The sequence below is a fragment of the Enterobacter sichuanensis genome, assembly GCF_002939185.1.
GTDB classification, from domain to species: domain Bacteria; phylum Pseudomonadota; class Gammaproteobacteria; order Enterobacterales; family Enterobacteriaceae; genus Enterobacter; species Enterobacter sichuanensis.
Genome location: NZ_POVL01000012.1, coordinates 45,779 through 71,389, shown reverse-complemented (window position 1 = coordinate 71,389; position 25,611 = coordinate 45,779). Strand labels below are relative to the sequence as shown.

Annotated in this window: 28 protein-coding genes; 15 read left to right on the top strand and 13 right to left on the bottom strand. The window is 57.9% G+C overall.

The window, feature by feature from the left end:
• The first annotated feature begins 81 nt into the window (after positions 1–81).
• Positions 82–1,329, top strand: coding sequence for an enterobactin transporter EntS (gene entS, locus C5687_RS07910; protein ID WP_104556707.1), 1,248 nt, complete (start codon positions 82–84; stop codon positions 1,327–1,329).
• 46 nt (positions 1,330–1,375) lie between these two features.
• Here the strand turns inward: entS and fepB are convergent, their stop codons facing one another.
• The gene (gene fepB / locus C5687_RS07905) at positions 1,376–2,335 is read right to left on the bottom strand and encodes a Fe2+-enterobactin ABC transporter substrate-binding protein (protein WP_104556706.1); all 960 of its coding nucleotides are present in this window, start codon (positions 2,333–2,335) and stop codon (positions 1,376–1,378) included.
• Positions 2,336–2,523: 188 nt separating this feature from the next.
• On the opposite strand from fepB, the gene entC reads away from it, so the two are divergent.
• From entC to entH, 5 genes are read left to right on the top strand one after another with little or no spacing between them, the layout of a single operon-like run.
• Positions 2,524–3,705, top strand: a complete 1,182-nt coding sequence (entC, locus tag C5687_RS07900) for an isochorismate synthase EntC (protein WP_104556705.1) — start codon at positions 2,524–2,526, stop codon at positions 3,703–3,705.
• Between the two features lie 9 nt (positions 3,706–3,714).
• Positions 3,715–5,325: a (2,3-dihydroxybenzoyl)adenylate synthase EntE gene (gene entE, locus C5687_RS07895; RefSeq protein WP_104556704.1), complete on the top strand. Its 1,611-nt coding sequence runs from the start codon at positions 3,715–3,717 to the stop codon at positions 5,323–5,325.
• Positions 5,326–5,335: 10 nt separating this feature from the next.
• Complete coding sequence (locus C5687_RS07890) at positions 5,336–6,190, top strand: isochorismatase (protein WP_095441060.1); 855 nt, start codon at positions 5,336–5,338, stop codon at positions 6,188–6,190.
• On the top strand, positions 6,190–6,942 hold the full coding sequence (gene entA / locus C5687_RS07885; protein ID WP_104556703.1) for a 2,3-dihydro-2,3-dihydroxybenzoate dehydrogenase EntA: 753 nt from the start codon (positions 6,190–6,192) through the stop codon (positions 6,940–6,942). Before C5687_RS07890 ends, entA begins: the two co-directional genes overlap by 1 nt.
• Positions 6,942–7,355, top strand: coding sequence for a proofreading thioesterase EntH (gene entH, locus C5687_RS07880; protein WP_104556702.1), 414 nt, complete (start codon positions 6,942–6,944; stop codon positions 7,353–7,355). The genes entA and entH overlap by 1 nt, the downstream gene beginning before the upstream one ends.
• 67 nt (positions 7,356–7,422) lie before the next feature.
• On the opposite strand, the gene C5687_RS07875 is transcribed toward entH, so the two are convergent.
• The 3 genes from C5687_RS07875 to C5687_RS07865 are packed head-to-tail and all read right to left on the bottom strand — an operon-like array spanning position 7,423 to position 9,705.
• Positions 7,423–8,535 (bottom strand): M20 family metallopeptidase, encoded by a 1,113-nt coding sequence (locus tag C5687_RS07875; RefSeq protein WP_104556701.1) that lies wholly within the window; start codon positions 8,533–8,535, stop codon positions 7,423–7,425.
• 13 nt (positions 8,536–8,548) lie between these two features.
• The gene (locus C5687_RS07870) at positions 8,549–9,013 is read right to left on the bottom strand and encodes a YjiG family protein (RefSeq protein WP_104556700.1); all 465 of its coding nucleotides are present in this window, start codon (positions 9,011–9,013) and stop codon (positions 8,549–8,551) included.
• A complete protein-coding gene (locus C5687_RS07865) occupies positions 9,010–9,705 on the bottom strand; it encodes a nucleoside recognition domain-containing protein (protein ID WP_047957997.1) in 696 nt (231 codons plus the stop codon). Before C5687_RS07865 ends, C5687_RS07870 begins: the two co-directional genes overlap by 4 nt.
• 268 nt (positions 9,706–9,973) lie before the next feature.
• Here C5687_RS07865 and cstA point away from each other — a divergent pair, with 268 nt between their 5' ends.
• Both cstA and C5687_RS07855 read left to right on the top strand, forming a co-directional pair.
• On the top strand, positions 9,974–12,079 hold the full coding sequence (cstA, locus tag C5687_RS07860) for a pyruvate/proton symporter CstA (protein ID WP_088244125.1): 2,106 nt from the start codon (positions 9,974–9,976) through the stop codon (positions 12,077–12,079).
• Between the two features lie 60 nt (positions 12,080–12,139).
• Complete coding sequence (locus C5687_RS07855; protein ID WP_047355420.1) at positions 12,140–12,337, top strand: YbdD/YjiX family protein; 198 nt, start codon at positions 12,140–12,142, stop codon at positions 12,335–12,337.
• Here C5687_RS07855 and C5687_RS07850 read toward each other — a convergent pair.
• From C5687_RS07850 to C5687_RS07835, 4 genes are all read right to left on the bottom strand, one after another.
• Entirely contained in the window at positions 12,334–12,738 is a 405-nt protein-coding gene (locus C5687_RS07850) for a helix-turn-helix domain-containing protein (protein WP_104556699.1), read from the bottom strand. The two genes, C5687_RS07855 and C5687_RS07850, sit on opposite strands and share 4 nt — an antisense overlap.
• The gene (locus C5687_RS07845; protein WP_047957999.1) at positions 12,710–13,015 is read right to left on the bottom strand and encodes a type II toxin-antitoxin system RelE family toxin; all 306 of its coding nucleotides are present in this window, start codon (positions 13,013–13,015) and stop codon (positions 12,710–12,712) included. Before C5687_RS07845 ends, C5687_RS07850 begins: the two co-directional genes overlap by 29 nt.
• A gap of 182 nt (positions 13,016–13,197) precedes the next feature.
• On the bottom strand, positions 13,198–13,941 hold the full coding sequence (locus C5687_RS07840) for an SDR family NAD(P)-dependent oxidoreductase (protein ID WP_104556698.1): 744 nt from the start codon (positions 13,939–13,941) through the stop codon (positions 13,198–13,200).
• Positions 13,942–13,998: 57 nt separating this feature from the next.
• Positions 13,999–15,087, bottom strand: a complete 1,089-nt coding sequence (locus tag C5687_RS07835) for an oxidoreductase (protein WP_104556697.1) — start codon at positions 15,085–15,087, stop codon at positions 13,999–14,001.
• Between the two features lie 159 nt (positions 15,088–15,246).
• Between C5687_RS07835 and C5687_RS07830 the strand changes: the two genes are divergently transcribed.
• The 4 genes from C5687_RS07830 (at position 15,247) to C5687_RS07815 (ending at position 20,159) form a co-directional block, all read left to right on the top strand.
• The gene (locus C5687_RS07830) at positions 15,247–16,749 is read left to right on the top strand and encodes a sugar ABC transporter ATP-binding protein (protein WP_104556696.1); all 1,503 of its coding nucleotides are present in this window, start codon (positions 15,247–15,249) and stop codon (positions 16,747–16,749) included.
• Positions 16,746–17,741, top strand: coding sequence for an ABC transporter permease (locus tag C5687_RS07825; RefSeq protein ID WP_045286213.1), 996 nt, complete (start codon positions 16,746–16,748; stop codon positions 17,739–17,741). Before C5687_RS07830 ends, C5687_RS07825 begins: the two co-directional genes overlap by 4 nt.
• A gap of 19 nt (positions 17,742–17,760) precedes the next feature.
• On the top strand, positions 17,761–18,825 hold the full coding sequence (locus C5687_RS07820) for a sugar ABC transporter substrate-binding protein (RefSeq protein ID WP_104556695.1): 1,065 nt from the start codon (positions 17,761–17,763) through the stop codon (positions 18,823–18,825).
• A gap of 92 nt (positions 18,826–18,917) precedes the next feature.
• The gene (locus C5687_RS07815; RefSeq protein WP_104556694.1) at positions 18,918–20,159 is read left to right on the top strand and encodes an LVIVD repeat-containing protein; all 1,242 of its coding nucleotides are present in this window, start codon (positions 18,918–18,920) and stop codon (positions 20,157–20,159) included.
• Positions 20,160–20,246: 87 nt separating this feature from the next.
• Here the strand turns inward: C5687_RS07815 and mtnK are convergent, their stop codons facing one another.
• Entirely contained in the window at positions 20,247–21,446 is a 1,200-nt protein-coding gene (gene mtnK / locus C5687_RS07810) for an S-methyl-5-thioribose kinase (protein ID WP_104556693.1), read from the bottom strand.
• 105 nt (positions 21,447–21,551) lie between these two features.
• Between mtnK and mtnA the strand changes: the two genes are divergently transcribed.
• Positions 21,552–22,568 (top strand): S-methyl-5-thioribose-1-phosphate isomerase, encoded by a 1,017-nt coding sequence (gene mtnA / locus C5687_RS07805; RefSeq protein ID WP_095452209.1) that lies wholly within the window; start codon positions 21,552–21,554, stop codon positions 22,566–22,568.
• Between the two features lie 42 nt (positions 22,569–22,610).
• Positions 22,611–23,081, top strand: a complete 471-nt coding sequence (locus C5687_RS07800; protein ID WP_045286208.1) for an SRPBCC family protein — start codon at positions 22,611–22,613, stop codon at positions 23,079–23,081.
• 61 nt (positions 23,082–23,142) lie between these two features.
• On the opposite strand, the gene C5687_RS07795 is transcribed toward C5687_RS07800, so the two are convergent.
• Positions 23,143–23,415 carry a helix-turn-helix domain-containing protein gene (locus C5687_RS07795; RefSeq protein ID WP_104556692.1) on the bottom strand — a complete coding sequence of 91 codons (273 nt, stop codon included), beginning with the start codon at positions 23,413–23,415 and terminating at the stop codon, positions 23,143–23,145.
• A gap of 106 nt (positions 23,416–23,521) precedes the next feature.
• On the opposite strand from C5687_RS07795, the gene C5687_RS07790 reads away from it, so the two are divergent.
• Complete coding sequence (locus tag C5687_RS07790) at positions 23,522–23,755, top strand: helix-turn-helix domain-containing protein (protein ID WP_104556691.1); 234 nt, start codon at positions 23,522–23,524, stop codon at positions 23,753–23,755.
• Between the two features lie 55 nt (positions 23,756–23,810).
• Here the strand turns inward: C5687_RS07790 and C5687_RS25030 are convergent, their stop codons facing one another.
• Genes C5687_RS25030 through C5687_RS25020 form a run of 3 tightly spaced genes read right to left on the bottom strand, consistent with a single transcriptional unit; the run spans position 23,811 to position 25,479 of the window.
• The gene (locus C5687_RS25030; RefSeq protein ID WP_238380457.1) at positions 23,811–24,407 is read right to left on the bottom strand and encodes a P-loop ATPase, Sll1717 family; all 597 of its coding nucleotides are present in this window, start codon (positions 24,405–24,407) and stop codon (positions 23,811–23,813) included.
• On the bottom strand, positions 24,317–25,159 hold the full coding sequence (locus C5687_RS25025; protein WP_238380456.1) for a hypothetical protein: 843 nt from the start codon (positions 25,157–25,159) through the stop codon (positions 24,317–24,319). Before C5687_RS25025 ends, C5687_RS25030 begins: the two co-directional genes overlap by 91 nt.
• Positions 25,111–25,479, bottom strand: coding sequence for a hypothetical protein (locus C5687_RS25020; RefSeq protein WP_238380455.1), 369 nt, complete (start codon positions 25,477–25,479; stop codon positions 25,111–25,113). Before C5687_RS25020 ends, C5687_RS25025 begins: the two co-directional genes overlap by 49 nt.
• Positions 25,480–25,611 lie beyond the last annotated feature (132 nt).

Genomic DNA, 25,611 nt, shown 5'->3' with positions numbered 1-25,611 from the left:
GTGATTATCGTTATCTATCTTATTTGGCTATGTTAGCATGTGCGCCCATGGAAAGGGTAGAATTACACTCAAGGCTTTGTCATGAATCAAAAATCCTGGCTGCTCAACCTCGGCCTGCTTAAAACACACCCGGCGTATCGCGCTGTGTTTATCGCCCGCTTTATCTCCATTTTGTCCCTCGGCCTGCTCGGCGTGGCCGTGCCGGTACAGATCCAGACCATGACGCACTCCAGCTGGCTGGTGGGCCTTTCGGTCACCTTAACCGGTGGGGCGATGTTTATCGGCCTGATGGTCGGCGGCGTGCTGGCGGACCGCTACGAGCGTAAAAAGCTGATCCTGCTGGCGCGCGGCACCTGCGGGGTGGGGTTCGTCGGGTTGTGTCTGAACGCCTTGCTGCCTGAGCCGTCGCTGATGGCCATTTACGCGCTTGGCCTGTGGGACGGTTTCTTTGCCTCGCTAGGCGTGACGGCGTTGCTGGCGGCCACGCCTGCGCTGGTGGGGCGCGAAAACCTGATGCAGGCCGGGGCGATCACCATGCTCACCGTCCGTCTGGGTTCGGTGATTTCGCCTATGGTCGGCGGCCTGCTGCTGGCAACGGGTAACGTGGCCTGGAACTACGGGCTGGCAGCGGCGGGCACGTTTATCACCACGCTGACGCTGCTGCGCCTGCCGCTTCTGCCCCCGCCGCCGCAGCCGCGCGAGCATCCGCTGAAATCACTGATGGCGGCCATTCGTTTTCTGTTCAGCAACCCGCTGATCGGCGGGATTGCGCTGCTCGGTGGCCTGCTGACCATGGCGAGTGCGGTGCGCGTGTTGTACCCGGCACTGGCGGGCGAGTGGCAGATGAGCGCTTCGGAGATAGGCATTCTCTACGCCGCCATTCCGTTCGGCGCGGCGTGCGGTGCGCTGACCAGCGGCAACCTGGCGCAGACCGCGCGTCCGGGATTGATTATGCTGCTTGCCACGCTGGCCTCGTTTATCGCCATTGGCTTCTTCAGCCTGATGCCGGTGTGGGCGCTGGGCGTGATGTGCCTGGTGATTTTCGGCTGGCTGAGCGCTATCAGCTCGCTGTTACAGTACACCCTGATCCAGACCCAGACGCCGGAAGGGATGCTGGGGCGCATTAACGGCCTGTGGACCGCGCAGAACGTGACGGGCGATGCCATTGGTGCGGCGATCCTCGGCGGCCTGGGGACGATAATGACCCCGGTGGCATCGGCGAGCAGCAGCGGGTTTGTATTAGCCGCTATTGGCGGGATCTTATTGATGTCGTTGGCAGAATTGCGCCGATTCAGGCAGGAGGTTGTGTTTAATAACGGTGCGGCCTGATGCCCTCACCCCGGCCCTCTCCCACAGGGAGAGGGAGGGAAAATACCTACTTAAACAATGTATTCAATCTGTCTAACACCCGCATCGCGCTGTAATAGTCCAGACGGAAAGTCTCGGTTCCCAGCGCCCAGACGCGCTTGTTCTTCACCGCTGGCAGATGCGCCAGCAGCGGGTTGGCATAAATCGCGTCGACGTCTTTCTCGTCCCCGGCAAACACAAACAGCCCTTCGCCGTTGAGCCCCGTCGCCAGGCTTTCCCCCCCTAACTGAATAATGTCGTGGCGTTTGCCCTGGCTTTTTGAGGTATGCAGCCCGACAGGCAAGTCTGCCAGCGTAAAGCCCAGCTGGTGCAAAAGCTTGCCCTGGGCCGATTCCGCGGTCCACAAATTGGCGCTGTGCGCGGCGGCGGTGTAGACGATGGCGTTCACCGGCTGCGGCGGCAGTGTCATCTGCTGCTTCACCTGCGCAAGCTGTTTATCAAATGCGGCAATGCGCCCAGCGGCCTGCTTTTCCTGACCCGTAATAGTACCGAGCTGGGTCAGCAGTTCCTGCCAGCTTTTGTCGTCGTAGTTGATGACAAGCGTCGGGGCGATGGCGGAGAGCTGGTCGTACAGCGCCAGGGCGGAATCCCCGCCGGTCGCGCTGATCAAAATCAGGTCCGGCATCTGGGCTGCCACCGCTTCGGCGCTCGGCTCGCCGATATACAGCCGTGCGACCTTGCGCTGTTTCGCAATATCCCCCCACTGGCGCAGGAATCCCTGCGCGTCCGCCACGCGGTTGTTGGGCGCGGTTGCACCGCTGGCGACGACCGGGGCGTCAATCGCCAACAGGGAGCCGGTTAAGGTCACGCTGGTGGAGACAATACGCGTCGGCTTGCTCTCCAGGGTATGCACGCCGCGGCTGTCGGTCACCTGGCGGGGCCAGTCGGCGGCGGTGGCTGAGTTAAGTCCTAAAACAAAAAGTCCCAATAAAAGCAGGGGAGTACGGTAAACGGCAGGGCATCTCACAGCGCGGTATCCTGTTTTTGTTGAAGATAATGCTTCTCATTTTCAAGGTTGCTGCGCAGGGATGCAAGTTTTTGTCGCACAAGTTATTTGCCCGACGGTTGACAGCGAAGCGATGTGGGATTAGGTTAGCCGACGAAAATATAAATGATAATCATTATTGCTTCTTTTATCATTTTGAGGAGGATGATATGGATACGTCCCTGGCTGAGGAAGTTCAGCACACCGCAAGCACGCTGCAATCAGACCGCTTTTTCTTTATGTCGCCTTACCGCAGCTTTACCACGTCAGGCTGCTTTTCCCGCTTCAATGAGCCCGCCGTCGGCGGCGACGATCCGACGGGTCATTTCCAGCAAAAATTAGCCCAGGCCTTCCGGAATGCCAAAGCCAGCGGTATCGCTCACCCGGTGATGGTTGGGGCGATCCCGTTCGATACCCGCAAGCCCTCATCGCTGTTTATTCCGCAGCACTGGCAGACCTTTTCCCGTCCTGCTCGTCAGCAGTCCGCGCGCTATTTTTCCGGCTCGCAGACGCTGAAGGTGGAACAACGCACCGAGATCCCGCCGCAGCCCGTGTTTGAAGAGATGGTCGCCCGCGCCGCGTCGCTCACCGCCACGCCGCAGGTGAACAAAGTGGTGCTGTCGCGCCTGATTGATATCGCGACCGACAAGCCGATGGACAGCGGCGCCCTGATGGAGCGTCTTATCGCCCAGAACCCGGCGAGCTTTAACTTTCACGTGCCGCTGGAAGACGGCGGGGTGCTGCTCGGGGCAAGCCCGGAGCTGCTGCTGCGCAAAGAGGGCGCGCACTTTAGTTCGCTGCCGCTGGCAGGCTCGGCGCGCCGCCAGCCGGACGATGTGCTGGATCGTGAAGCGGGCAATAAGCTGCTGGCCTCCGAAAAAGACCGCCACGAGCACGACCTCGTGACCCAGGCGATGAAAGCCATTCTCGCGCCCCGGAGCCATCACCTCAGCATGCCGGACTCTCCGCAGTTGATCACCACGCCGACGCTGTGGCACCTGGCGACGCCCGTGGAAGGCGAGGCGCGCGAAAACGAGAACGAGAACGCCCTGACCCTGGCCTGCCTGTTGCACCCGACGCCAGCCCTGAGCGGTTTCCCGCATCAGGCGGCAAAAGCGCTGATTGCCGAGCTGGAGCCGTTCGACCGCGAACTGTTCGGCGGCATCGTTGGCTGGTGCGACAGCGAAGGCAACGGCGAGTGGGTGGTGACCATCCGCTGCGCGCGGCTGCATAAAAATCGCGTTCGCCTGTTTGCCGGTGCGGGCATTGTGCCTGCCTCCTCCCCGGTGGGCGAGTGGCGTGAAACCGGTGTGAAGCTCTCCACCATGCTCAATGTTTTTGGTTTGCACTAAGGAAGACTGATGACCATTCCCTTTACCCGCTGGCCTGAGGCGTTCGCCCGGCGCTACCGAGAAAAAGGCTACTGGCAGGATCTGCCGTTAACCCACATCCTGACCGATCGCGCGGACAGCGATGCGGTGGCGATTATCGATGGCGAACGTCGCGTGACCTACCGCGCGTTTAATCAGGCCGTGAACAACCTGGCCTCAGCGCTTCAGGCGCGCGGGTTGCAGCGCGGCGAGACGGCGCTGGTGCAGCTTGGCAACGTGGCCGAGTTCTACATGACTTTCTTCGCGCTGCTGCAAATTGGCGTCGCGCCGGTTAACGCGCTCTTTAGCCACCAGCGCAGCGAGCTGAATGCCTACGCTGTGCAAATCAAACCCGCCGTGCTGATTGCCGACCGCGACCACGCGCTGTTCGCAGGCGATGATTTCCTCAATGCTTTCGTGGATGAACACCGTTCGGTACGCGTCGTCCTGCTACGCGGTGACAGGGGTGAGCATGCCCTGGAGGCGGCGATCTCCCGCCCGGCGGATAATTTTATTGCCAACCCGACGCCCGCCGATGAAGTGGCCTTCTTCCAGCTTTCCGGCGGCAGCACCGGCACGCCCAAGCTCATCCCGCGCACGCACAACGATTACGACTACAGCATCCGCCGCAGCAACGAAATTTGCGGCATTACCGCCGACACTCGCTACCTCAACGCGCTGCCTGCGGCGCATAACTACGCCATGAGCTCGCCGGGATCGTTAGGGGTCTTTACCGCGGGCGGCTGCGTGGTGCTGGCGAGCGATCCGAGCGCCACGCTCTGCTTCCCGCTGATTGAACAGCATCAGATTACCGTCACCTCGCTGGTTCCTCCGGCGGTCAGCCTGTGGCTGCAGGCCATCGCCGACGGGGTGGGCAACGCGCAGTTGACGTCTCTCAAATTGCTGCAGGTGGGCGGTGCGCGTCTTTCCGCCACGCTCGCGGCGCGTATTCCGGCGGAGATTGGCTGCCAGCTGCAGCAGGTGTTCGGCATGGCGGAAGGGCTGGTGAACTACACCGCCCTCGACGACGCGCTGGAGCGCATCATCAACACGCAGGGCCGCCCGATGTGCCCGGATGATGAAGTGTGGGTCGCGGACGAGCACGGCAACCCGCTTCCGCGCGGGGAAGTCGGTCGTCTGATGACGCGCGGGCCCTATACCTTCCGCGGCTATTTTAACAGCCCGGAACACAACGCCAGCGCCTTCGACGTTGAGGGTTTTTACTGCTCGGGCGATCTGATCGCCATCGACGAGCAGGGCTACATCACCGTGCAGGGGCGTGAGAAAGATCAGATCAACCGCGGCGGCGAGAAGATCGCCGCCGAAGAGATCGAGAACCTGCTGCTGCGCCACGAGGCGGTGATCCACGCCGCGCTGGTGAGCATGGAGGACAGCCTGCTTGGCGAGAAGAGCTGTGCGTATCTGGTGGTGAAACAACCCCTGCGCGCGGTCGAGGTGCGTCGCTTCCTGCGCGAGCAGGGCGTTGCCGAATTCAAGCTGCCGGACCGCGTGGAGAGCGTGGATGCGCTCCCGCTGACGCCGGTCGGCAAAGTCGATAAGAAACAGTTGCGCCTGTGGCTGGCTGAACGCGCCCGGGGCTGAGGAACAGAGTATGACTATCCCAAAATTAACCGCTTACGCGCTGCCAACTGCCGCAGAGCTGCCAACCAGTAAAGTGAACTGGGCCTTTGAACCTGAACGCGCCGCGCTGTTGATCCACGATATGCAGGAATACTTCCTGAACTTCTGGGGCGAAAACAGCGCGATGATGCAGCAGGTGGTGGCGAACATCGCTAAACTTCGCGCGTACTGCAAAGCGCATCATATTCCGGTGTACTACACCGCCCAGCCGAAAGAGCAGAGTGATGAAGACCGCGCGCTGCTCAACGACATGTGGGGGCCGGGCCTGACCCGCTCGCCGGAGCAGCAGCGTATCGTCTCTCAGCTAACGCCGGACGAAGCGGACACCGTGCTGGTGAAGTGGCGCTACAGCGCGTTTCATCGCTCGCCGCTGGAGCAGATGCTGAAAGAGACGGGCCGCAACCAGCTGCTGATTACCGGTGTGTACGCCCACATCGGCTGCATGACCACTGCCACCGATGCCTTTATGCGCGACATCAAACCGTTCTTTATTGCCGACGCGCTGGCGGATTTTACCCGCGATGAGCATCTGATGTCGCTGAACTACGTGGCCGGGCGCTCTGGCCGCGTGGTAATGACCGACGAGCTGCTGCCGTCGGTTCCGCCCTCAAAAGCCGCGCTGCGTGAGATGATCCTGCCGCTGCTGGACGAGTCCGACGAGCCGATGGATGACGAAAACCTGATCGACTACGGTCTGGACTCGGTGCGCATGATGGCGCTGGCCGCCCGCTGGCGCAAAGTGCATGGCGACATTGATTTCGTGATGCTGGCCAAAAATCCCACTCTCGACGCCTGGTGGGCGCTGCTCTCCCGCGAGGTGCTGTAATGGGATTTGACTTCACCGGTAAAACCGTCTGGGTGACGGGGGCGGGTAAAGGCATTGGCTATGCGACGGCGCTGGCGTTCGCTGAGGCGGGCGCACAGGTAACCGGGTTCGACCTGGCGTTTCCGCTGGGCGATTATCCTTTTGCGACCGAAGCGCTGGACGTGGCGAATGATGCGCAGGTCAGCGAGGTGTGTGGTCGTTTGCTCACTACCGTTGAACGTCTGGACGTACTGGTTAACGCGGCCGGTATTCTGCGGATGGGGGCAACCGACCAGCTCTCGTCGGCGGACTGGCAGCAGACCTTCGCGGTCAACGTTGGCGGCGCGTTTAACCTGTTCCAGCAGACGATGGGCCAGTTTCGCCGTCAGCAGGGCGGGGCAATTGTGACGGTGGCTTCGGATGCGGCGCATACCCCGCGCATTGGCATGAGCGCCTACGGCGCCTCGAAAGCGGCGCTGAAAAGCCTGGCATTGACCGTCGGACTGGAGCTGGCGTCCAGCGGCGTGCGCTGCAACCTGGTGTCGCCGGGTTCAACAGACACCGATATGCAGCGCACGCTGTGGAAAAGCGACGATGCGGAGCAGCAGCGTATTCGCGGCTTTGGCGCGCAGTTTAAGCTCGGCATTCCGCTCGGCAAAATCGCCCGTCCGCAGGAGATTGCCAGTACGGTGCTGTTCCTCGCCTCCGATGCCGCCAGCCATATCACCCTGCAGGATATCGTGGTGGACGGTGGCTCCACGCTGGGGGCGTAATGATCTGGAAACGTCATTTATCCCTCGATGAACTGAACGCGACCAGCCTGAACACCCTGGTGGCGCATCTTGGCATCGTCTATACCCGCCTCGGTGACGACACGCTGGAAGCGGAGATGCCGGTGGACGCACGTACCCACCAGCCGTTTGGTCTGCTGCATGGCGGGGCCTCGACGGCGCTGGCGGAAACGCTCGGCTCGATGGCCGGGTTTCTGATGACCCGGGACGGGCAGAGCGTGGTGGGAACGGAACTTAACGCCACCCATCATCGCGCGGTGTCGCACGGTAAGGTGCGCGGGGTGTGTCAGCCGCTTCATCTGGGGCGTTCCAGCCAGAGCTGGGAGATTGTGGTCTTCGACGAGCAGGGACGGCGGTGCTGTACCTGCCGGTTGAGTACGATGGTGCTGGGTTAGTGTTGTGCGGCCTGTTGCCCTCACCCTAACCCTCTCCCACAGGGAGAGGGGACAGTGTCGTGCAAAATTAGAGCATTGAAACGACGCGCTTAAGTAACCGAATTCTCGGCGCTATGGACGCTTTATCCAGCCACTCCGCGGGGCTGTGGAACCCGGCGCCAACGGGCCCGAAGCCGTCAAGCGTCGGGATGCCGAGCGCCGCGGTGTGGTTGGCATCGCTGCCGCCGCCAACCGCCTGCCAGGTAATGGCGATACCTTCCGCTTTCCCCGCCGCTTCAACCTGATGCATCAGCGCCTGCGTTGCAACGCTTGCTGCCATCGCCGGTTTGTGGTTGACCCGCGTCAGCGTGGTGGTCACGCCGTCTAAAAAGCCTTTTTCACATAACGCCTCCAGCGCCTGATTTACCCGGTCGTACTCATCGTTTTCCCAGAAGCGGACGTCCAGTTCGGCCACAGCTTTATCGGCCACCACGTTGGCCGCGCTGCCGCCCTGTATCACTCCAACGTTCAGCGTGGTACCGCGATCCCAGTTCGTCAGGGCATTAATGGCGATAACGCTGTTCGCCAGGGCGGCGATCGCCGAGCGGCCCTTTTCCGGGTCGTTACCCGCATGCGCCGCCACGCCGCTAAAGGTGAGGTGATAGCCCGCCATGCCTTTCCGCGCTTTCACCAGCGAGCCGTCGGCGCGGGCGGCTTCGCAGACCAGCACGCAGCGGGAGCGTTTTGCCAGCGCGCCAATCCATTCGTGGGAATAGACGGAACCCGTCTCTTCGTCCGGGTTCATCGCCACGGCTATCGCCAGACGTTCTTTGTCAGCGGTGTCCAGTTCGCGCATTGCCCATAAAATATTCAGCAATCCGCTCTTCATATCCGAGACGCCGGGGCCGTACAGACGAGTATCGTCCTCGCTCAGCGGGCGCCCGGCCACAGTACCGGGGGCAAACACGGTGTCCAGATGGCCCACCAGCAGCACGTCAAACTGTTGTGCCTGCGGCTTGTTGCTGACGAAAACGCCGGGACCCACCTTGTCGCCCAGGTTCACCTGTTCGGTATGCCAGCCCTCGCGCTGCCAGAGCTGCTGCATAATGGCTGCCACGGTGGCGACGCCTGCAATCGTCTGGGTTCCACAGTCTACGTTCACCAGGCTTTTCAGTTCTTCGATGTAATGGTCAAGATTCATGTTCACGTCCTGTTCAGAGAATAATGCGCATCAGCAGCATGGCTAAGAATGCGTTGACTACCGAGATGGCGATCATCAGCGGAATGCGCCTGGCGCGGGTGCCGATCACCCCCAGAATGCGGCCCAGGTACTGCACCTGCGAGCCCATCAGGTAGATGGCAGGCGCCAGAATCGCCAGGTGCTCGCCGGTGAGAATGCCCTTATCAAACAGGCCAATGGCGACGCCTATCCCACCGCCCATCGACATCCAGCCGCCAATCAGCACAGCGGCGGCTTCGCCCAGCAGGCCAAACAGCCCCATCAGCGGGGCGAAGAGCATCCCCAGTCCTTTTAGCGCGCCGGTGATCTCCAGCGCTTTGATGATGATAAACGCCATTACCACGTTGGGCAGGGTGCTGCTGGTGGCAATGCTCCAGCCTTTGCGTGCCCCCTCGACGAAGACATCAGTGATAACCGGGTTGGATTGTGGAGCACTCATGCGGCGTCTCCTTTAGCAGTGCAAGAGAGGAGCAAACGCAGCAGATTTGCCCCCACGATTTTCATGATGAACATCACAGCGATGCAGGCGCCGATGGAGGTGGGAACGGCAGCCGTGCCGTCGACGGCCACCAGCGTAAAGAGGATGGCGCCGGAGGAGAAAAAGTTGGTGATCATCGCCCCGGCGGAAAACTGGAACATGGCGAAGACATCTTTCTCTTTTTCGCTGATTTGCCCTTCATCAGACAGGTTTCGGGTGAGGGACGCGCCCACGTCGGTGCTTTGCAAGCTGCCTATCAGCGCCAGCCCGGTGGTGCCGGGAATGCCCAGCAGGGGGCGCAGCAGCGGGGTTAAGAGCTTGCGGGCGGCACGCAGGGCGCCGTAGTGCTCCAGCACGTTGATCATCCCAAGCGCAAACATCACGGCCGGAATGAGACCGAGCGCGAAGAGAAAGCCGTCCATCGCACCGCTGCCGCCTGTGCCGCGAAAGGCGCTGCTGGCCGTCGTCAGAGTGCCATCCTCCAGGCTGGCTTTACTGACCACTTTGCCAAACGCACCGTTAAGGGTGGTGAAATCAAACACGCCGTACCACTCTTTCCCGCCCAACAGGCCAGAGAAGAATACGGCTGCAAACGCCAGGGCGAAGTACGCGCCGGGCCCGACCTTACTATCCTGAGGTACTGAACTGTTCATATCCTTTTCCTTGTATGCACGCGATTGCGCAGGGTCATTCTGGCGGGGTTGTGGGCAAAAAAAATGATACAAATCATCCCGTAAGGCCGGGGCGGGACGAAAAAGGCAAAAGTGTGACCGGTGACGGTACGAAAGTGATCGGCTTAACAATGTGGTGTAAATGTCTGGTTTGACCACGCATTATTGCGTTTCAAAGTTGTTAAATTTTCGCTGTTGTTCTAGAAACAAAATGTAACATCTCACTGTTTCACAACAACGGATCACCATTATGAACAACTCAGGGAAACACCTTTTATGGGCAGGGCTCTCCGTTGTGGGAGCCTTTGCCCTGGGTTATATCGCCCTCAACCGGGGGGAACAGATCAACGCGCTGTGGATCGTCGTTGCCTCCGTCTGCATTTACCTGATCGCGTACCGTTTTTATGGCCGCTATATCGCGAAGAACGTTTTAGCGGTTGACGCCACGCGCATGACCCCCGCCGTTCGCCATAACGACGGGCTGGACTACGTTCCGACGGACAAGAAAGTGCTGTTCGGTCACCATTTTGCGGCGATTGCCGGAGCGGGCCCGCTGGTGGGGCCGGTGCTGGCGGCGCAGATGGGCTATTTGCCGGGGATGATCTGGATCCTCGCCGGCGTGGTGCTGGCAGGGGCGGTGCAGGACTTTATGGTGCTGTTCGTCTCCACCCGCCGCGACGGCCGTTCGCTGGGCGAACTGGTGAAAGAGGAGATGGGGGCCACCGCCGGGGTGATTGCGCTGGTGGCGACCTTTATGATCATGGTGATCATCCTTGCTGTGCTGGCGATGATCGTGGTGAAAGCGCTGACCCACAGCCCATGGGGGACCTACACCGTCGCGTTCACCATTCCACTGGCCATCTTTATGGGGATCTACATTCGTTACCTGCGTCCGGGACGCATTGGTGAGGTGTCGGTCATTGGTCTGGTGCTGCTGGTATTCGCCATTATCTCCGGCGGCTGGGTAGCGGAAAGTCCGACCTGGGCTCCGTTCTTTGACTTTACCGGCGTACAGCTCACCTGGATGCTGGTGGGTTACGGCTTTGTGGCGGCGGTGCTGCCGGTGTGGCTGCTGCTGGCGCCGCGCGACTACCTCTCCACCTTCCTGAAAATCGGTACCATTGTCGGGCTGGCGATCGGCATTCTGATTATGCGCCCGACCCTGACCATGCCGGCGCTGACCAAATTCATTGACGGCACCGGCCCGGTCTGGACCGGCAACCTGTTCCCGTTCCTGTTTATCACCATCGCCTGCGGTGCGGTGTCGGGCTTCCACGCGCTGATCGCCTCCGGCACTACGCCGAAGATGCTGGCGAATGAAAATCAGGCCTGCCTGATTGGTTACGGCGGCATGTTGATGGAGTCTTTCGTGGCGATTATGGCGCTGGTCTCCGCCTGCGTTATCGACCCGGGCGTCTACTTCGCGATGAACAGCCCGATGGCGGTTCTGGCGCCGGCGGGCACCGCTGACGTTGTGGCGTCTGCCGCGCAGGTGGTGAGCGGCTGGGGCTTTGCGATTACCCCTGATACGTTGACGACTATCGCCAGTGAAGTGGGCGAGCAGTCCATTATCTCGCGAGCGGGCGGTGCGCCTACGCTTGCGGTCGGTATGGCGTATATCCTTCACGGTGCGCTGGGCGGGCTGATGGATGTGTCGTTCTGGTATCACTTCGCCATTCTGTTTGAAGCGCTGTTTATCCTGACGGCGGTGGATGCGGGAACCCGTGCGGCGCGCTTTATGCTGCAGGATCTGCTGGGGGTGATCTCCCCGAACCTGAAGCGTACTGAGTCGTTACCGGCGAACCTGCTGGCGACAGCCCTGTGCGTGCTGGCGTGGGGCTACTTCCTGCATCAGGGCGTGGTCGACCCGCTGGGGGGGATTAACACCCTGTGGCCGCTGTTCGGGATTGCCAACCAGATGCTGGCAGGCATGGCGCTGATGCTGTGTGCAGTGGTGCTGTTTAAGATGAAACGCCAGCGTTATGCGTGGGTGGCGCTGGTACCAACGGCCTGGCTGCTGATTTGTACCCTGACGGCGGGCTGGCAGAAAGCCTTCAGTCCGGACAATAAAGTGGGCTTCCTGGCGATTGCCAACAAGTTCCAGGCGATGATCGACAGCGGCAAGATCCCGGCGCAGTACACGGAATCACAGCTGTCGCAGCTGGTCTTTAACAACCGTCTGGATGCCGGGCTGACCATCTTCTTTATGGTGGTGGTCGTGGTGCTGGCGTTGTATTCTCTGAAGACCGCGCTGGCGGCGCTGAAAGAAGACAAGCCGACGGCGAAAGAGACACCGTATGAGCCAATGCCTGAAAACCTGGAAACGATAGTCACCCAGGCGAAAGGGGCGCATTAACCTTTGTGCCGGGTGACGGCTTCGCCTTACCCGGCCTACTTTTCCTGTGAGATGAGAATTATGTTCGACACCCTTTCCAAAGCAGGTAAGTACCTGGGCCAGGCCGCCAAAATGATGATCGGCGTACCGGATTACGACAATTACGTCGAGCATATGCGCGTCAACCATCCGGACCAGACGCCAATGAACTATGAAGAATTTTTCCGCGATCGCCAGGACGCCCGCTACGGCGGCAAGGGCGGGGCGAAGTGCTGTTAACCCTCTTTCGGTAAATAGAGGCTGATCTGTTCCTGCTTACAGCCGTAAAGTGCCGCGAGTTTTTCGCGGGTACGCTTTTGCGGGCGAGAGTCCAGCGCTTCCAGCTGTGACATGGCGGACTGGCTGATGCCAAGTTTCTCTGCCACCTCCTGCTGGGACATGCCGCGCAGGATGCGCCATGCGGCCTGCAGGCTGACGTTCTGCCAGGTCATGATGCTGCAAACCTCGCCAGGAAGCTCAACGTCATCCAGACTATCGTGTTCGACTTCAATATCCTCCAGGTCGTCGTCGGTTTCGTCGTCAATTTCTGCCATCTGTAAGAGCATACGAAAATATTCGTGATAGGGAATAACGACGTACTGCGTTTTCCCGTTATCGTCCTTGATTAGCTGTACAGCCATAGGTTGCACTCTCCTCATGCAGGTAAGTCGTTGAAGTTCTACGCTTGATGGCCAAAACATAACAATGGTCATCGGGATCGTCCCGAAGCGTATAGATGATGCGGTAATCGCCAACGCGTAGCCGGAAATGATCTTCTGTCGCCGATATTTTTTTGATATCGGGCCGGGGAGCGGAACGGTCATCCAGCTCAGCAAGCTTTACCTCAATGCGTCGCTGATACCGCTCGTCAATCTTTGAAAACGCCTTCTTTGCACCGTTGGACCAGACAATCTTCATCCGTACCTCCACTGTACGCCCACACAAAATATAAGGAAATAATAAGACTATTAGATAAATTCCGAATTTCTTATGGGGTACTGTAGAGCGGAGAATAAACGCCGATAAGAGGCAAAACGCATTCCCTCGAGGCGGCTTCAAACGCCTCTGCCGCGCGACAGAGGCTTGCAGAGAATGTGCGATCAGGCGTTCAGACCGCCGTCCACGTCCAGCCCTGTGCCGGAGATCTGTCCGGCGGCCGGGCTGGCAAGGAAGGTGACCGCCGCGGCGATATCCTCCGGCTGGCCGTAGTGACCGAGGGCAATCATCTGGCGCTGAGCTTCCGCCTGCTCTCCATCCTCCGGATTCATGTCGCTGTTGGTAGGGCCTGGATGGACCAGGTTAACGGTGATGCCGCGCGGGCCTAAATCGCGCGCCAGGCCGCGGGTAAGAGAGTTGAGGGCGGACTTCGTCATTGAGTAAACGGCAATGCCCGGCATGGCCACGCGGTTAGCCAGACAGCTGCCAATGTTAATGATGCGCCCGCCGTCAGACATATGCACCAGAGCCTCCTGAATAGCGATGACCACCCCTCGAATATTGACGTTGATCAGGGCGTCAATGTCCGCCAGCGTCATGGACTCCAGCGGGCCGCCGCGCGCGATCCCGGCGTTGTTGACCAGAATGTCCAGCCCGCCGAGGGCGCGCGCCGCATGGGTGACGGCATTCTGAATGGCCTGCGCACTGGCGCTGTCGGCCTGCACCGCTTCACCGTGCCGCCCAAGCGCCTTAATTTCATCGGCAACCGCCTGGGCTTTATCGGCAGATTTTTCATACGTAATAACCACGTCGGCACCGGCGCGCGCCAGCGACAGCGCGATAGCGCGACCCAACCCACGGCTGGCGCCGGTAACCAGCGCCTTCTTACCTGTTAAATCGATCTGCATGATGACCTCGTTGCGAGAGTGGTGAGAATCATCATTAGGTATAGTTCCTCGGGGCGATTAACGGCTGAAGTATTCCACCTTCTCAAACGCCGCGCGCAGAACCTCAGGCGTTAACGTCACCGGCAGATAATGAATCGACTCTACCGGGCGCAGGGTATGAGCAATGACCTTATCCAGTTCCTCGCGGTTATGGATATCGACCTCCAGCGCGCGAAGCGTGGTCGGCAGGTTGAAACGCTGATACGCCGAGATAAGCTGTGCCAGCACGTCCTCCTGACCGAGCAGAGCGCTTTGCACCAGGATGCCGTAGGCCACCTTGGTACCGTGCAGGTATTTTTCCGTTTGCGGCAGCACGGTTAAGCCATTATGCACTGCATGCGCCGCCGCCACGCGGGTGTAGCGCTCGCCCAGGCCGCCGACCATCCCGCCACCGGCAATAACGGCATCCACCACGTCCCTGAATGCCTGGGTTTGTTCGCCGCGCTGCTGGTCAGCCAGCGCTTCCTCGCTGTGCGCCAGCAGCACGTCGCGGATTGCCAGCGCGCCGTTAATGCCCAGCCGCACGGTCAGCGGCAGGTCTTCAGGCCGAGGCGCGAGCACCACCGCTTCATACCATTTCGCCAGCGTATCGCCAATCCCCGCCAGCAGGTACTCCGCCGGGGCGTTGAGAATGATTTGCGGCTCGACCAGCACCAGGAAGTTGGCGTCGTCGAAAATCTCAAACTGCAGCGCCTGACCGGCGTCGTTGTACCAGACGGAAAGTGGCGTCCATGCCGCACAGGTGGCGGCGATGGTTGGAATTGCCACTACCGGGATACCCAGACGGCGAGCCACCGCTTTGGCGGTATCGAGCAGCGCACCGCCGCCAACGCCAATCACCACGCTCGCCTCGCTGCCGGCTTCATGCACCAGGTGGGTGACGTCACGCTCGCTGCAGTGGCTTTTAAACAGCAGGTGTTTCGCCCCCGGCGCGTTAAAGCTCTCCGGCAGGAAAGGGCGCGCACCTTCGATGGCGCGCTCGCCGTAAATCCACACCGCGCGGGAAAGCTGTTCCGGGGTAAAGAAGTCATTCAGACGCGCAAGGCTTCCGGAATGGGAAAAGTAGTTCGCCGGGCCAGGTACGACGCGGATATCGGTGGTGCTCATGAAGGTGTCCTTTTTTAGCAAGCGCTAACCCGATGTTATGTCTGGACATCCGGATGGCTAATAATATTTCGCTTTAACTTATGCCTTTTCCGTCGTTGTCAGTCAACCGGAGCTGTGAAAAATTCGCTAAATCAGAAGAGTAATGAAGGATTTACGCGGATGGTTTCCAGTCGCCTTGAGATGCGCGGTATCAGCCTGGCCTTTTCCGGCTTTCAGGCCCTGTCGCGCGTGAATTTCACCCTAACCGGCGGATCGGTGCATGCCCTGACCGGCGCCAATGGCGCGGGGAAATCAACGCTGATGGCGGTGCTGTGCGGAACGCACGAACGTTATGAAGGTGAGATCTGCATTAATAACCAGCCGGTGACGATCCGCGAGCCGCTGGACGCCAAACGGCTGGGGATCCATCTGGTACAGCAGGAAGTGGATGTGGCGCTGATCCCGGGATTAACCATTGCCGAGAACATCATGCTCGATACGCTGGCGCAGCCGGGACATCGTTTCAGCTGGCGTACGCTGCGCCAGCAGGCGAGACAGGCCCTGGCGCAGCTGGACGTCTCTCTTGACGTACGCCGCGTTATTGACAGCTGTTCGCTTGCGGAAAAGCAGCAGATTTTGCTGGCGCGGGCGTTGTCCCATCACTGCCGTTTTTTAATTCTTGATGAGCCCACTGCGCCGCTGGACGCCCACGAAAGCGAGCGCCTGTTTGCTGTGGTCAGACGTTTACAGCAGCAGGGCATCGGCGTGGTGTTTATCTCACACCGCATTCACGAGCTGAAAGCCATTTGCGACACCCTGACGGTGCTGCGCGACGGCAAGCTGATTGAGTCCGGTCCAATGGCGGATCTTAGCGGCGAGGCGATTGTCGAGAAGATGCTTGGCCACGTGCTGAGCGATATCTACCCGCCCGCGCGCCCTGCGCACGGCGACGAAACGCTGCTACGCGTGGAGGGGCTGCACGACGACGCGCTGCTGAAAGATATCTCCCTGCACCTGCGCAAAGGCGAAATTCTCGGCATTGCCGGGCTGGCGGGCGCAGGCAAAACCGAACTCTGCAAGGCGTTGTTTGGTGCCAGCAAAAGCCGCGTGGCGCGCGGTGAGCTGAATCATCAGCCCTGGAAACCGCGCGACCCGGCGGATTCGGTGCTGCGCGGCCTGGCGCTGGTGCCGGAGGAGCGGCGCAAAGAGGGCATTTTTATCGACGAGCCGGTGAGCATGAATCTGGCGGTGACGGCGGATAACAGCTTCTCGCGCTGGACCCTGTTCGGCCAACGTCAGGCGTGGCGCTGGGCGGAAGAGGTTATCGCCCGCGTCGGCGTGCGGGCGCGCGGGCCGGGGCAGGTGTTGCGCCGTCTGTCCGGCGGTAACCAGCAGAAAGTCGCCATCGGCAAATGGCTGCGCAATGACGCCAGCGTACTGATATTCGACGAACCGACCAAAGGCGTGGATGTGAAGGCCAAAACCGACCTGTTCCAGCTGATTGACGGCCTGGCGCGCGAGGGCAAAGGGGTCATTTACGCCTCCGGCGAGTTTGCCGAGCTGGTGGGGCTGTGCGACCGCATCTGTGTGCTGTGGGACGGACGTATCGTGGCGGAAATCGCCGGGGCCGAGGCCCGTGAAGAAACCCTGCTTTATTATTCAACCGGAGGAACGGCGTCGTGAGTAAGGCCCTTTCAGTGAACGCGGCGGCGTCTGGCCGTCAGCAGATTTTCGATTTTCTCTATAAGTGGGGCATGTTGCTGACCGTCGTCGCGCTGGTGGCCGTTTTTGGCCTGGCGTCGGACAGCTTCCTCGACCCGAATAACATCATCAATATTCTGCGTTCGATTGCCATCGTGACGGTGATTGCCATTGGCGTGTCGATTTCGCTGACCATTGGCGGGTTCGATCTCTCCGTGGGATCTACCGCGTCGCTGGCGAACGCGCTGGTGATTTCACTCTTCGTCTGGCACGGCTTCGGCACCACCGAGTCGATTCTGATCACCCTCGCGCTCTGCACGCTGGTGGGGCTGTTTAACGCCTTTCTGATCGTCATCCTGCGTATTCCGGATATGCTCGCGACGCTTGCCAGCCTTTTTGTGATCCAGGGCGTGGCGATGACTTACAGCTACGGCGGGTCGATCACCGAGAACATGGTGCTGCCGAGCGGTGACATGGCGGAAGGGACCATTCCGGCGGCGTTCAGCCTGCTGGGGCAGGTGCCAACCATCGTGATCATCATGCTGGCGGTGACCATTCTGGCGCAGCTGGGCCTGTCATTGACCACCCACGGCCGTCGGATGTACGCCATCGGCGGTAACCCGGAAGCGGCTCGCCTTTCCGGCATCCGCACTACCCGTTACAAGGTCGCGGCCTACGTGATTGCCTCTCTGCTGGCGGGCCTGGGTGGGATTTTGCTGGCCTCGCGCATCGGTTCGTCGCAGGTCAATGCGGGCGGCGGCTACCTGATGGATGCGGTGGCGGCGGCGTGGATCGGCTTCTCGCTGGCCGGCTCCGGCAAGCCGAACGCGCTGGGAACCCTGGTCGGAGCAATCATTCTTGGCGTGCTGTCGAACGGGCTGGTGATGCTCTCGGTGCCGTATTACGCCATGGACATTATAAAAGGTCTGGTGCTCGCGGTAGCGCTGGCGATTACCTACATACAAAAACGCTGACAACACAACGGGATAAAAAATGAAAAAGATTGCACGCTCTTTGGTGGCATTAGGGTTATTCACTGCTCTGCCTGGCTTTGCGGCCACGCCGGCACCGCTTCCACCAGCCATTGCTAACCACGACGGCCCGATCCGCATCGCGGTGATCCGTAACCTCGGCTCAGACGACAACACCACGCAGTTTATTGCCGGAGCGATTCAGGAAGGCAAGAAGCTCGGCTTTAAGGTCAGCACCTTTTTAAGCAACGGGGACGATGCCAAATTCCAGGACTTTGTGAACCAGGCCATCAGCCAGAAATATGACGGGATTATTCTCTCCCAGGGGCGCGATCCGTATGCGACCGCGCTGGTGAAGAAAGCGGTGGATGCCGGGATCAAAGTCGCGGTATTTGACACCGCGGTGAACGGCGAGATCCCGGGCGTGACCGTTACCCAGCAGGATGATGCCTCCCTGACCAATCTCTCCTTCGGCCAGTTGGCGAAAGATTTCAACGGCAAAGCCAATATCGTCAAGCTGTGGGTGGCAGGTTTCCCGCCGATGGAGCGTCGTCAGGCGGCCTATAAAGCGCTGCAAAAGCAGTATCCGGAGATCAAAGAGCTGGAGTCTATTGGCGCGGTCTCGTCTGACGTGCAGGGTGACACCGCCAACAAGGTGGGCGCGATCCTGGCGAAATACCCGAAAGGTAAAATCGACGCCATCTGGGGCACCTGGGACGCCTTCAGCCAGGGCGCGTATAAGGCGCTGAAAGAGAACGGCCGCACCGAGATCAAGCTCTACAGCATCGACATCTCCAACCAGGATCTGCAACTGATGCGCGAGCCGGGCAGCCCGTGGAAGGTGAGCGTGGCGGTGGATCCGAAGCTGATTGGGGCCACCAACGTGCGTCTGGTGGCCAATAAAATTGCCGGTGAACCGACCCCGGCCACCTACGATTTTAAAGCCGCGGCCATCCCGCAGGCCCTGCTGACCGCCCAGCCGGGCGCGGTGAACGTAGCGTCGCTGGGGAAAATCATTCCAGGCTGGGGCCAGACGGAAGATTTTATCGCCCCGTGGTTTGCGACGCTGGAAGCGAAAAATAAATAAAACAAGCCGGGTGGCGGCTGCGCCTTACCCGGCCTACATTTTGCACCCGTAGGCCCGGTAAGCGCAGCGCCACCGGGCGAAAGGAATCCACTATGTCAGCATTACCCACCCCCGAATACAGCCGCAATATGCGACTGATTGGCCATAGCGACCAGGGCGGTCGCCCTGACGGCGTGCAGCTGATGGTGCACCGCGGTTTCGCCTGGATCGGCCATATGGTGTCGCAGGGCTTTTCGATAGTGGACGTGCGCGACCCGAAAAACCCAAAACCCGCAGGCTATGTTCCCGCGCCGCCCGGCACCTGGAATGTGCACCTCCAGGCGCATGACGATCTGCTGCTGGTGATCAACGCCCGGGATCTGTTTGCCGATGCCCGTTTTGCCGATGAGAAGGTTTACTACACCCGTCAGGTGGGGGAGACCGTCAGCGATGTGCAGGACAAAGGCTGGAGCGCCGGGCTGCGCGTGTTTGATATTTCCACGCCGGACAAGCCGCGTGAGATCGGCTTTCTGTCACTGAACGGCATCGGCATTCACCGCATCTGGTACGTCGGCGGGCGTTGGGCCTATGTGTCCGCGCTGATCGACGGTTTTACCGACTACATCTTCCTGACCATCGATCTGGCCGATCCGCGTAAGCCCGAAGTGGCAGGGCGCTGGTGGCTGCCGGGGATGAATCAGGCGGCAGGGGAAAAGCCTGACTGGCCGGAAGGCAAACGCTATGCGCTGCATCATGCGATCGTCGCAGGCGATACCGCCTACGGCAGCTGGCGCGACGGCGGTCTGACGCTGCTGGACGTGAAAGACCGCACCCAGCCGACATTAATTAGCCATCGCAACTGGAGTCCGCCGTTTGGCGGTGGGACGCATACCGCGCTGCCGCTGCCCGACCGCGATCTGCTGGTGGTACTCGACGAAGCGGTGCTCGACAATCAGGAAGACGGCGAGAAGCTGATCTGGCTGTTTGATATCCGCGAGCCGGCAAACCCGGTCAGTATCTCGACATTCCCGCAGCCGGATGAGAGAGACTACGTGACGAAAGGGGCACACTTCGGACCGCATAATCTGCATGAAAACCGGCCGGGGAGCTTTGTCAGCTCAACGCTGATTTTTGCCACTTACCAGAATGCTGGCATACGCGCGTATGACATTTCCAATCCGTATCGTCCGGTGGAAACCGGTGCGCTGGTGCCTGCCGCACCTGAGAGGATGATGGACACGCGGCCGAATCGCCCGCAGGTGATCCAGTCATGCGATGTGTTTGTGGATGCGCAGGGAATTATCTACAGCACGGATTATAACGGCGGGCTGTCGGTGATTGAGTATCTGGGGTGAGTGTTTGCCGGGTGGCGGCTACGCCTTACCCGGCCTGCATTTTGCACCCATAGGCCCGGTAAGCGCAGCGTCACCGGGCAAACGGTCTCAGCTGTACTGCCGAACCCGTGCCACCAGCTCTTCCACGCTGTCGATACGGTCCGCAATCACAATCAACGCCTTGCCGAGCGTAATCGCGTGGCGCAGGCATTCGTGGCGCATGGCGTCATCCGCGATGGTGTCGATATCTGCCACGTGTGAAAGCCCTACGCTGCGGCGGATCAGCTCGGTGCCACTGAAGCCGATGGCATCGTGCCAGACTTTTTTCAGAAACGCGGAGGCATAGCCCGGTACGCTCAGCGCGGCATCGCGCGTTTTCTCATGTGCCAGCGCCTGGAAGCGTTCCGCGAAGGTATTCCAGAGTTCCTGAATATCGGTCAGCCGCTGCTCGCGCGCGGCGGCGGCATCGCGAATGCCCAGATGCCCCGGCAGGCCGCAGAAATTGAGCAGCAGGTTGCCGATAGCGGTGCCCACGTCAAAGCCAATCGGGCCCACGTAGCCGAACTCAGCGTCGATGGCCTTCAGGCTGTCTTCCGCCACGAATATCGATCCGCTGTGAATATCGCCGTGCAGCAGCGCTTCGGCATGCGAAAAGAAGCGATGCTTGAGTGAGGCCACGGCAATTTTCAACTGAGCGTCGTCGCGCAGGGCGGCGACGTCGCTTTCCAGCTCGGCCGGGTAGCTGTTGCGCGCGTGGATCTGGTACGGATCGTTGAAGAACAGATCTTCCGTGATTTCGCACATCTCAGGGTTAATGAATTTTGCCACCTGCGCTTTTTTCTCGTGCGGGTGCAGGTAGAAATCGCTGGTGTGAAACAGCGTGTGCGCCAGGTATTCCCCCAGCTGACGTGCGGCCTGCGGGTAGTGATGATTTTTAATCAGCTCGCCGCGCCAGATGCGATGGCTGGAGAGATCTTCCATCACCATCACCGCCAGCTCCGGGTCGTAATGGTGGATTTTCACGGTGTGCTGCGGGCTGTGCCGGTAGTGCTCGACCAGCGTTTGCGCCTCCAGGCGCGCACGGTCCAGCGTCAGCGGCCAGGACTCGCCAACGCAGCGCACGTAAGGGAGTGCCTGCTTAACGATGATACGGCTCACGCCCTGGGCATCGTAAATTTTGAAAACCAGATTAAGGTTACCGTCGCCCACTTCCTGCGCCTCTACCAGCGATGAGGGATTATCAAGGCCGCCAAACTGCCTGGCATACTCCACGGCGTCCTGGGCGGTAAAGGTACGGTATTGCGACATTGCCTGCTCCTCACTGATTTTGCGAATAAAGACATGTAGACGTCTATACATCTGGATTTCATCCTGACACAATGTGCTACAACAACGCAACAGGGAATTAACGACATGCAGACAATACAGACGACCAGCCTGCGGGTGACGGATAATCAGCTCTTTATTCTCGACCAGCAGGCGCTTCCGCAGGAGAAACGCTGGCTGGACGCGACAGCGGTAGAGGCGCTGGTGGGGCATATTCATGCCCTTCGCGTGCGCGGCGCGCCGCTGATTGGTCTCTCTGCAAGCCTGCTGCTGGCGCTGTTGGCCGAAAACGGCAAAAGCCGTGATGAACTGGCGCTGGCGCTGGAAACGCTGCGCGCCTCCCGGCCGACGGCGGTTAACCTGATGAACAACCTCGACCGCATGAAGCTGGCGCTCTGGCAGGAAGATTTTGTGCCGGCGCTGACGGCGGAAGCGTTGCGTCTGATTGATGAGGATAAACAGCTCTGCGACGCCATCGCGCGTGCGGGCAGTGCGCTGGTGAAGCCCGGTAGCCGTCTGCTGACCCACTGCAACACTGGCGGTCTCGCAACCGCGGGCGTGGGAACCGCGCTCGGCGTTATTGCCCGTGCGCATCAGGAAGGCAACGTCAGCAACGTCTGGGTGGATGAAACCCGGCCGCTGCTGCAGGGCGGCAGGCTGACCGCATGGGAGCTTGGCGAGCTGGGTGTGCCGTATCAGCTTATCACCGATTCCATGGCCGCCAGCCTGATGGCGAAAGGGCAGGTCGACGCCGTGTGGGTAGGGGCCGACCGCATTGCCGCCAACGGTGATGTGGCGAATAAAATTGGCACCTACTCTCTGGCGGTGCTGGCGAAATTCCACGGTATTCCGTTCTACGTTGCTGCGCCGCAGACCACGCTCGACCCAGACTGCCCGAACGGGGACGCGATTCCCATCGAGCAGCGTGCCGCCAGCGAAGTGACGGGCGTGGCGGGAAGCTTTGGCGCGGTGCAGTGGGCGCCGGAAAATGCACGGGTCTATAACCCGGCCTTTGACGTTACGCCTGCCTCGTTGATTAGCGGCTGGGTACTGGATACGGGCGTGGTCACGCCGGAAGCGGTGGCAAACGGGAAATTCGCCTGACTCCGGCTATCCTTTAAGGGGTTCCCCTGAGAGGACAACATCGTGACGCTCGACCCTGAGACAGATTTAAAACTGGAGCGCGTGGTGGATGCACCGCGCGACCTGCTATGGCTGTGCTGGACTACGCCCGAGCACATCAAAAACTTCTTCATTCCTGCACCTCATAAGGTGACCGAATGCGATCTCGATCTCCGCGTGGGCGGGCGGTTCAACACCGTGTTTGAGGTGGACGGTCAGCGGATGGATAACCGCGGCGTCTTTCTGGAAATCGATCCTGGCAAAAAGCTGGTCTTTACCGACGGTTATACCGAGGGCTGGAAACCGGCCGAAAAGCCGTTTATGACGGCGATCCTGTTGCTGGAAGATGTCGGGGAGGGCAAAACCCGCTACACGGCCATTGCGCGTCATCCAACGAAGGCGATCCGCGAGCAGCATGAGCAGATGGGCTTCCACGAAGGGTGGGGGATTGTGCTGGATCAACTGGTGGGGTATGTGAAGGGGCTTAACGCGTAGTGCTCTTAGACCCCCCTCTCCCTTGAGGGAGAGGGTTGGGGTGAGGGGGAGGAATTATTGATCATGTTGAAGAAAGATTTCTCTTTTTGGTATTCCTCATCTGACGAAATACTGGCGCTCCCTTTTCATCAAAGTATCTTTCCGGCCATATCACATACGGCGGAATATCCAGCTCCTGTGCGATAAGCAATTCACCTTTAGGCCATGGGCGCGTAAGCGCGTTTGCCAGTGTGGATGATGAAAGCCCAGCTCTTCGGGACAGGGCTGCCAGGCTTGTTCCATGTTTCTTTAGTGCGGCAATGATATCGGCCGGGTGCCAGTTCTGATGACGCATTTTGTCCTCCTTACGTGTGTTCGTTACGTGCTCAATTATCCTGTTTTGGGATAAAAATGCAATGGGAGGATATTCGATTTCAGGATATTTGTATGGAATCGGAACAATGGCCTCAGTTTACTCGGATGAATACCAGCGTGTTATCAATGCGTTGAAGAAAGCTCGCAAAGAAAAGGGGATTACTCAGGCACAGCTTGCAGATGCATTGGGAAAACCGCAGTCCTTTATAGCTAAAGTGGAAAACGGCGAGCGCAGATTGGACGTGGTGGAGTTCGTGCATTTGGCGAGGTTACTTGGTTTTAGCCATGAAGAAGTCCTCGATATTTTCAATGCCCTATAGATAAAAATAATGGACACTTTATTAATTAAAGTGTCCATAGATATAAACGTATGCTCTAAATTTGATCTTCATCCCCCTCATCTTTATTATAAATATCTGATGCGGTAATTTTTATGTCTAAAGCTTTATGCAACATTTTGTGTATCTTGATGTGACTTGCCCTTTTAATCTCGGCTTTATTTACAGGGCTACTATCTCTGAATGACCATTTATAGGGTGTTAAAGAGCTTACCTTGAAACCAATAGCACTTATGTTATATAAGCATAAGAAGATCTCGTTAATAACATCAGATTCCCTTGCTTCGTTGTTCAACATTTTTGATGCTATAATTGCGCAGGGATCACCGCTGTTTTGTACAGATAATTCCGCCACGACATACTCTAAATTATGCTTAGGTATAAGAGTTCGAGTGAATTTTTCTGGCACCTCTCGAAGTATTTCTATAGTTTCTTCAAATGAAGGGTATATATCACCCCATTCTTCTTTTAAGGAACGAAGCCTTTTCTCAGAATAAACACTTTCAGCTTTGTGAATAGAATCCCAAGATATTCGCTCTCTATTTAGTGCGATTTTAAAACATTCGTTGACGAATTGTAAAACGTCCCTGGGACGATATAATGTTCTCTCGATAATATACTCAATAGGTAACATTCCTTTACTTCCTCCTTTAGGGGATGGAAATAAGTCATTAATGTCAACATTTTCTCTTGTGTATTGTTTTTTAATACTTCTTGAATCCTCTTTGATACTAATTCATTTAGCTGATTGGCAGTCCATTGAAGATCAAGAATATAAGATTCATATTTCTCTTCTTGGAATCCTGAACCTCTTGTCAGATTGAAAACTGATTTTAGAAGGTCGTATCTGAGAGCCGCTATTACTTTGACATTTTTTATTCGTCTGAATACTTTAATTTCTTCAATTAATGCTCTTATAAATTTATATCTGGTATTATTTTCGGCCCAGTTTTCATCAAGTTGATCGATTACAATATAGTGTTTTTTCTGTAAATCAGAAAATGAATGTTCAGCGAGCATATCAAGAACTTCATTTAATTTTTGGATTTGCATTCCACTAACGACTTCGGACGCTCTTTTTCTTATTTCATGCTTGTCCTCTTCAGAGATTTTTTTTGCTGTTTCGGCATTTAATTCGACACCATAGAGAGTTGAACCTATTTTTGCTTTAGTATCATTTTCTAGCTTCTTAGTTATTTCTCTCAGGTGCGTGTCTGTATCAATCCAAAATTTATCTCCCCATTCTCTAAAATATTCTAATGCGCGCTTTCTAATATCATCTTTTCTTAAAAAACTCGTGAGGCTTGTAAAGAAATTTCTCGTGTCATTTTCACTATTTATATCATGACGGATTTTAAAAATTCCATTATAAGTATGTGTCGCCATAATATCTTATAGAACAAATCAAGATTTACTTCTAGCTCTTCAAAAAAAGAAATAATATCAGAATGCTCTAAGAATCTTATAGATATATCATTAGGATCAAGTTTCTTAAATCTATATGCTTTACTCATCACTTTGTGAAGTAATGCGCTTTTTCCCGCACCCGTTCTTCCAACAACGATAGATGATGTATCATTAGTATCAAGTAATTTGGAAAGGTATCCGCTGTCTATAAAACATTCGTCAAGCAATTGAGTATCGGATTCAGCATCCAGTTCGCCTATTCTTAAATTCTGCCTTATAATTATTGGGTTTCTTGCCATGATTATCTCTGTTAGAAGTTTAGAAATATTATGATATTCAATTCTTATAGAGGAAGATTGTTTTTTTTGTTATACTAAAATAAAGTATTTGTGAGTTGAATCTCAAAAAACATTTATCAAATAAGGCTTAAA

What these genes read in the sequence shown, in the direction of transcription:
- entE (WP_104556704.1), top strand. Translation starts at nt 3,715, where the DNA reads ATGACCATTCCCTTTACCCGCTGGCCTGAGGCGTTCGCCCGGCGCTAC.
- C5687_RS07870 (WP_104556700.1), bottom strand. Translation starts at nt 9,013, where the DNA reads ATGAGTGCTCCACAATCCAACCCGGTTATCACTGATGTCTTCGTCGAG.
- C5687_RS25020 (WP_238380455.1), bottom strand. Translation starts at nt 25,479, where the DNA reads ATGGCAAGAAACCCAATAATTATAAGGCAGAATTTAAGAATAGGCGAA.
- C5687_RS07875 (WP_104556701.1), bottom strand. Translation starts at nt 8,535, where the DNA reads ATGAATCTTGACCATTACATCGAAGAACTGAAAAGCCTGGTGAACGTA.
- entH (WP_104556702.1), top strand. Translation starts at nt 6,942, where the DNA reads ATGATCTGGAAACGTCATTTATCCCTCGATGAACTGAACGCGACCAGC.
- entA (WP_104556703.1), top strand. Translation starts at nt 6,190, where the DNA reads ATGGGATTTGACTTCACCGGTAAAACCGTCTGGGTGACGGGGGCGGGT.
- C5687_RS07845 (WP_047957999.1), bottom strand. Translation starts at nt 13,015, where the DNA reads ATGAAGATTGTCTGGTCCAACGGTGCAAAGAAGGCGTTTTCAAAGATT.
- C5687_RS07835 (WP_104556697.1), bottom strand. Translation starts at nt 15,087, where the DNA reads ATGAGCACCACCGATATCCGCGTCGTACCTGGCCCGGCGAACTACTTT.
- C5687_RS07820 (WP_104556695.1), top strand. Translation starts at nt 17,761, where the DNA reads ATGAAAAAGATTGCACGCTCTTTGGTGGCATTAGGGTTATTCACTGCT.
- C5687_RS07865 (WP_047957997.1), bottom strand. Translation starts at nt 9,705, where the DNA reads ATGAACAGTTCAGTACCTCAGGATAGTAAGGTCGGGCCCGGCGCGTAC.
- cstA (WP_088244125.1), top strand. Translation starts at nt 9,974, where the DNA reads ATGAACAACTCAGGGAAACACCTTTTATGGGCAGGGCTCTCCGTTGTG.
- C5687_RS25030 (WP_238380457.1), bottom strand. Translation starts at nt 24,407, where the DNA reads ATGTTACCTATTGAGTATATTATCGAGAGAACATTATATCGTCCCAGG.
- C5687_RS07840 (WP_104556698.1), bottom strand. Translation starts at nt 13,941, where the DNA reads ATGCAGATCGATTTAACAGGTAAGAAGGCGCTGGTTACCGGCGCCAGC.
- entC (WP_104556705.1), top strand. Translation starts at nt 2,524, where the DNA reads ATGGATACGTCCCTGGCTGAGGAAGTTCAGCACACCGCAAGCACGCTG.
- entS (WP_104556707.1), top strand. Translation starts at nt 82, where the DNA reads ATGAATCAAAAATCCTGGCTGCTCAACCTCGGCCTGCTTAAAACACAC.
- C5687_RS07890 (WP_095441060.1), top strand. Translation starts at nt 5,336, where the DNA reads ATGACTATCCCAAAATTAACCGCTTACGCGCTGCCAACTGCCGCAGAG.
- C5687_RS07795 (WP_104556692.1), bottom strand. Translation starts at nt 23,415, where the DNA reads ATGCGTCATCAGAACTGGCACCCGGCCGATATCATTGCCGCACTAAAG.
- C5687_RS07815 (WP_104556694.1), top strand. Translation starts at nt 18,918, where the DNA reads ATGTCAGCATTACCCACCCCCGAATACAGCCGCAATATGCGACTGATT.
- C5687_RS07790 (WP_104556691.1), top strand. Translation starts at nt 23,522, where the DNA reads ATGGCCTCAGTTTACTCGGATGAATACCAGCGTGTTATCAATGCGTTG.
- C5687_RS07855 (WP_047355420.1), top strand. Translation starts at nt 12,140, where the DNA reads ATGTTCGACACCCTTTCCAAAGCAGGTAAGTACCTGGGCCAGGCCGCC.
- mtnA (WP_095452209.1), top strand. Translation starts at nt 21,552, where the DNA reads ATGCAGACAATACAGACGACCAGCCTGCGGGTGACGGATAATCAGCTC.
- mtnK (WP_104556693.1), bottom strand. Translation starts at nt 21,446, where the DNA reads ATGTCGCAATACCGTACCTTTACCGCCCAGGACGCCGTGGAGTATGCC.
- C5687_RS07850 (WP_104556699.1), bottom strand. Translation starts at nt 12,738, where the DNA reads ATGGCTGTACAGCTAATCAAGGACGATAACGGGAAAACGCAGTACGTC.
- C5687_RS07830 (WP_104556696.1), top strand. Translation starts at nt 15,247, where the DNA reads ATGGTTTCCAGTCGCCTTGAGATGCGCGGTATCAGCCTGGCCTTTTCC.
- C5687_RS25025 (WP_238380456.1), bottom strand. Translation starts at nt 25,159, where the DNA reads ATGGCGACACATACTTATAATGGAATTTTTAAAATCCGTCATGATATA.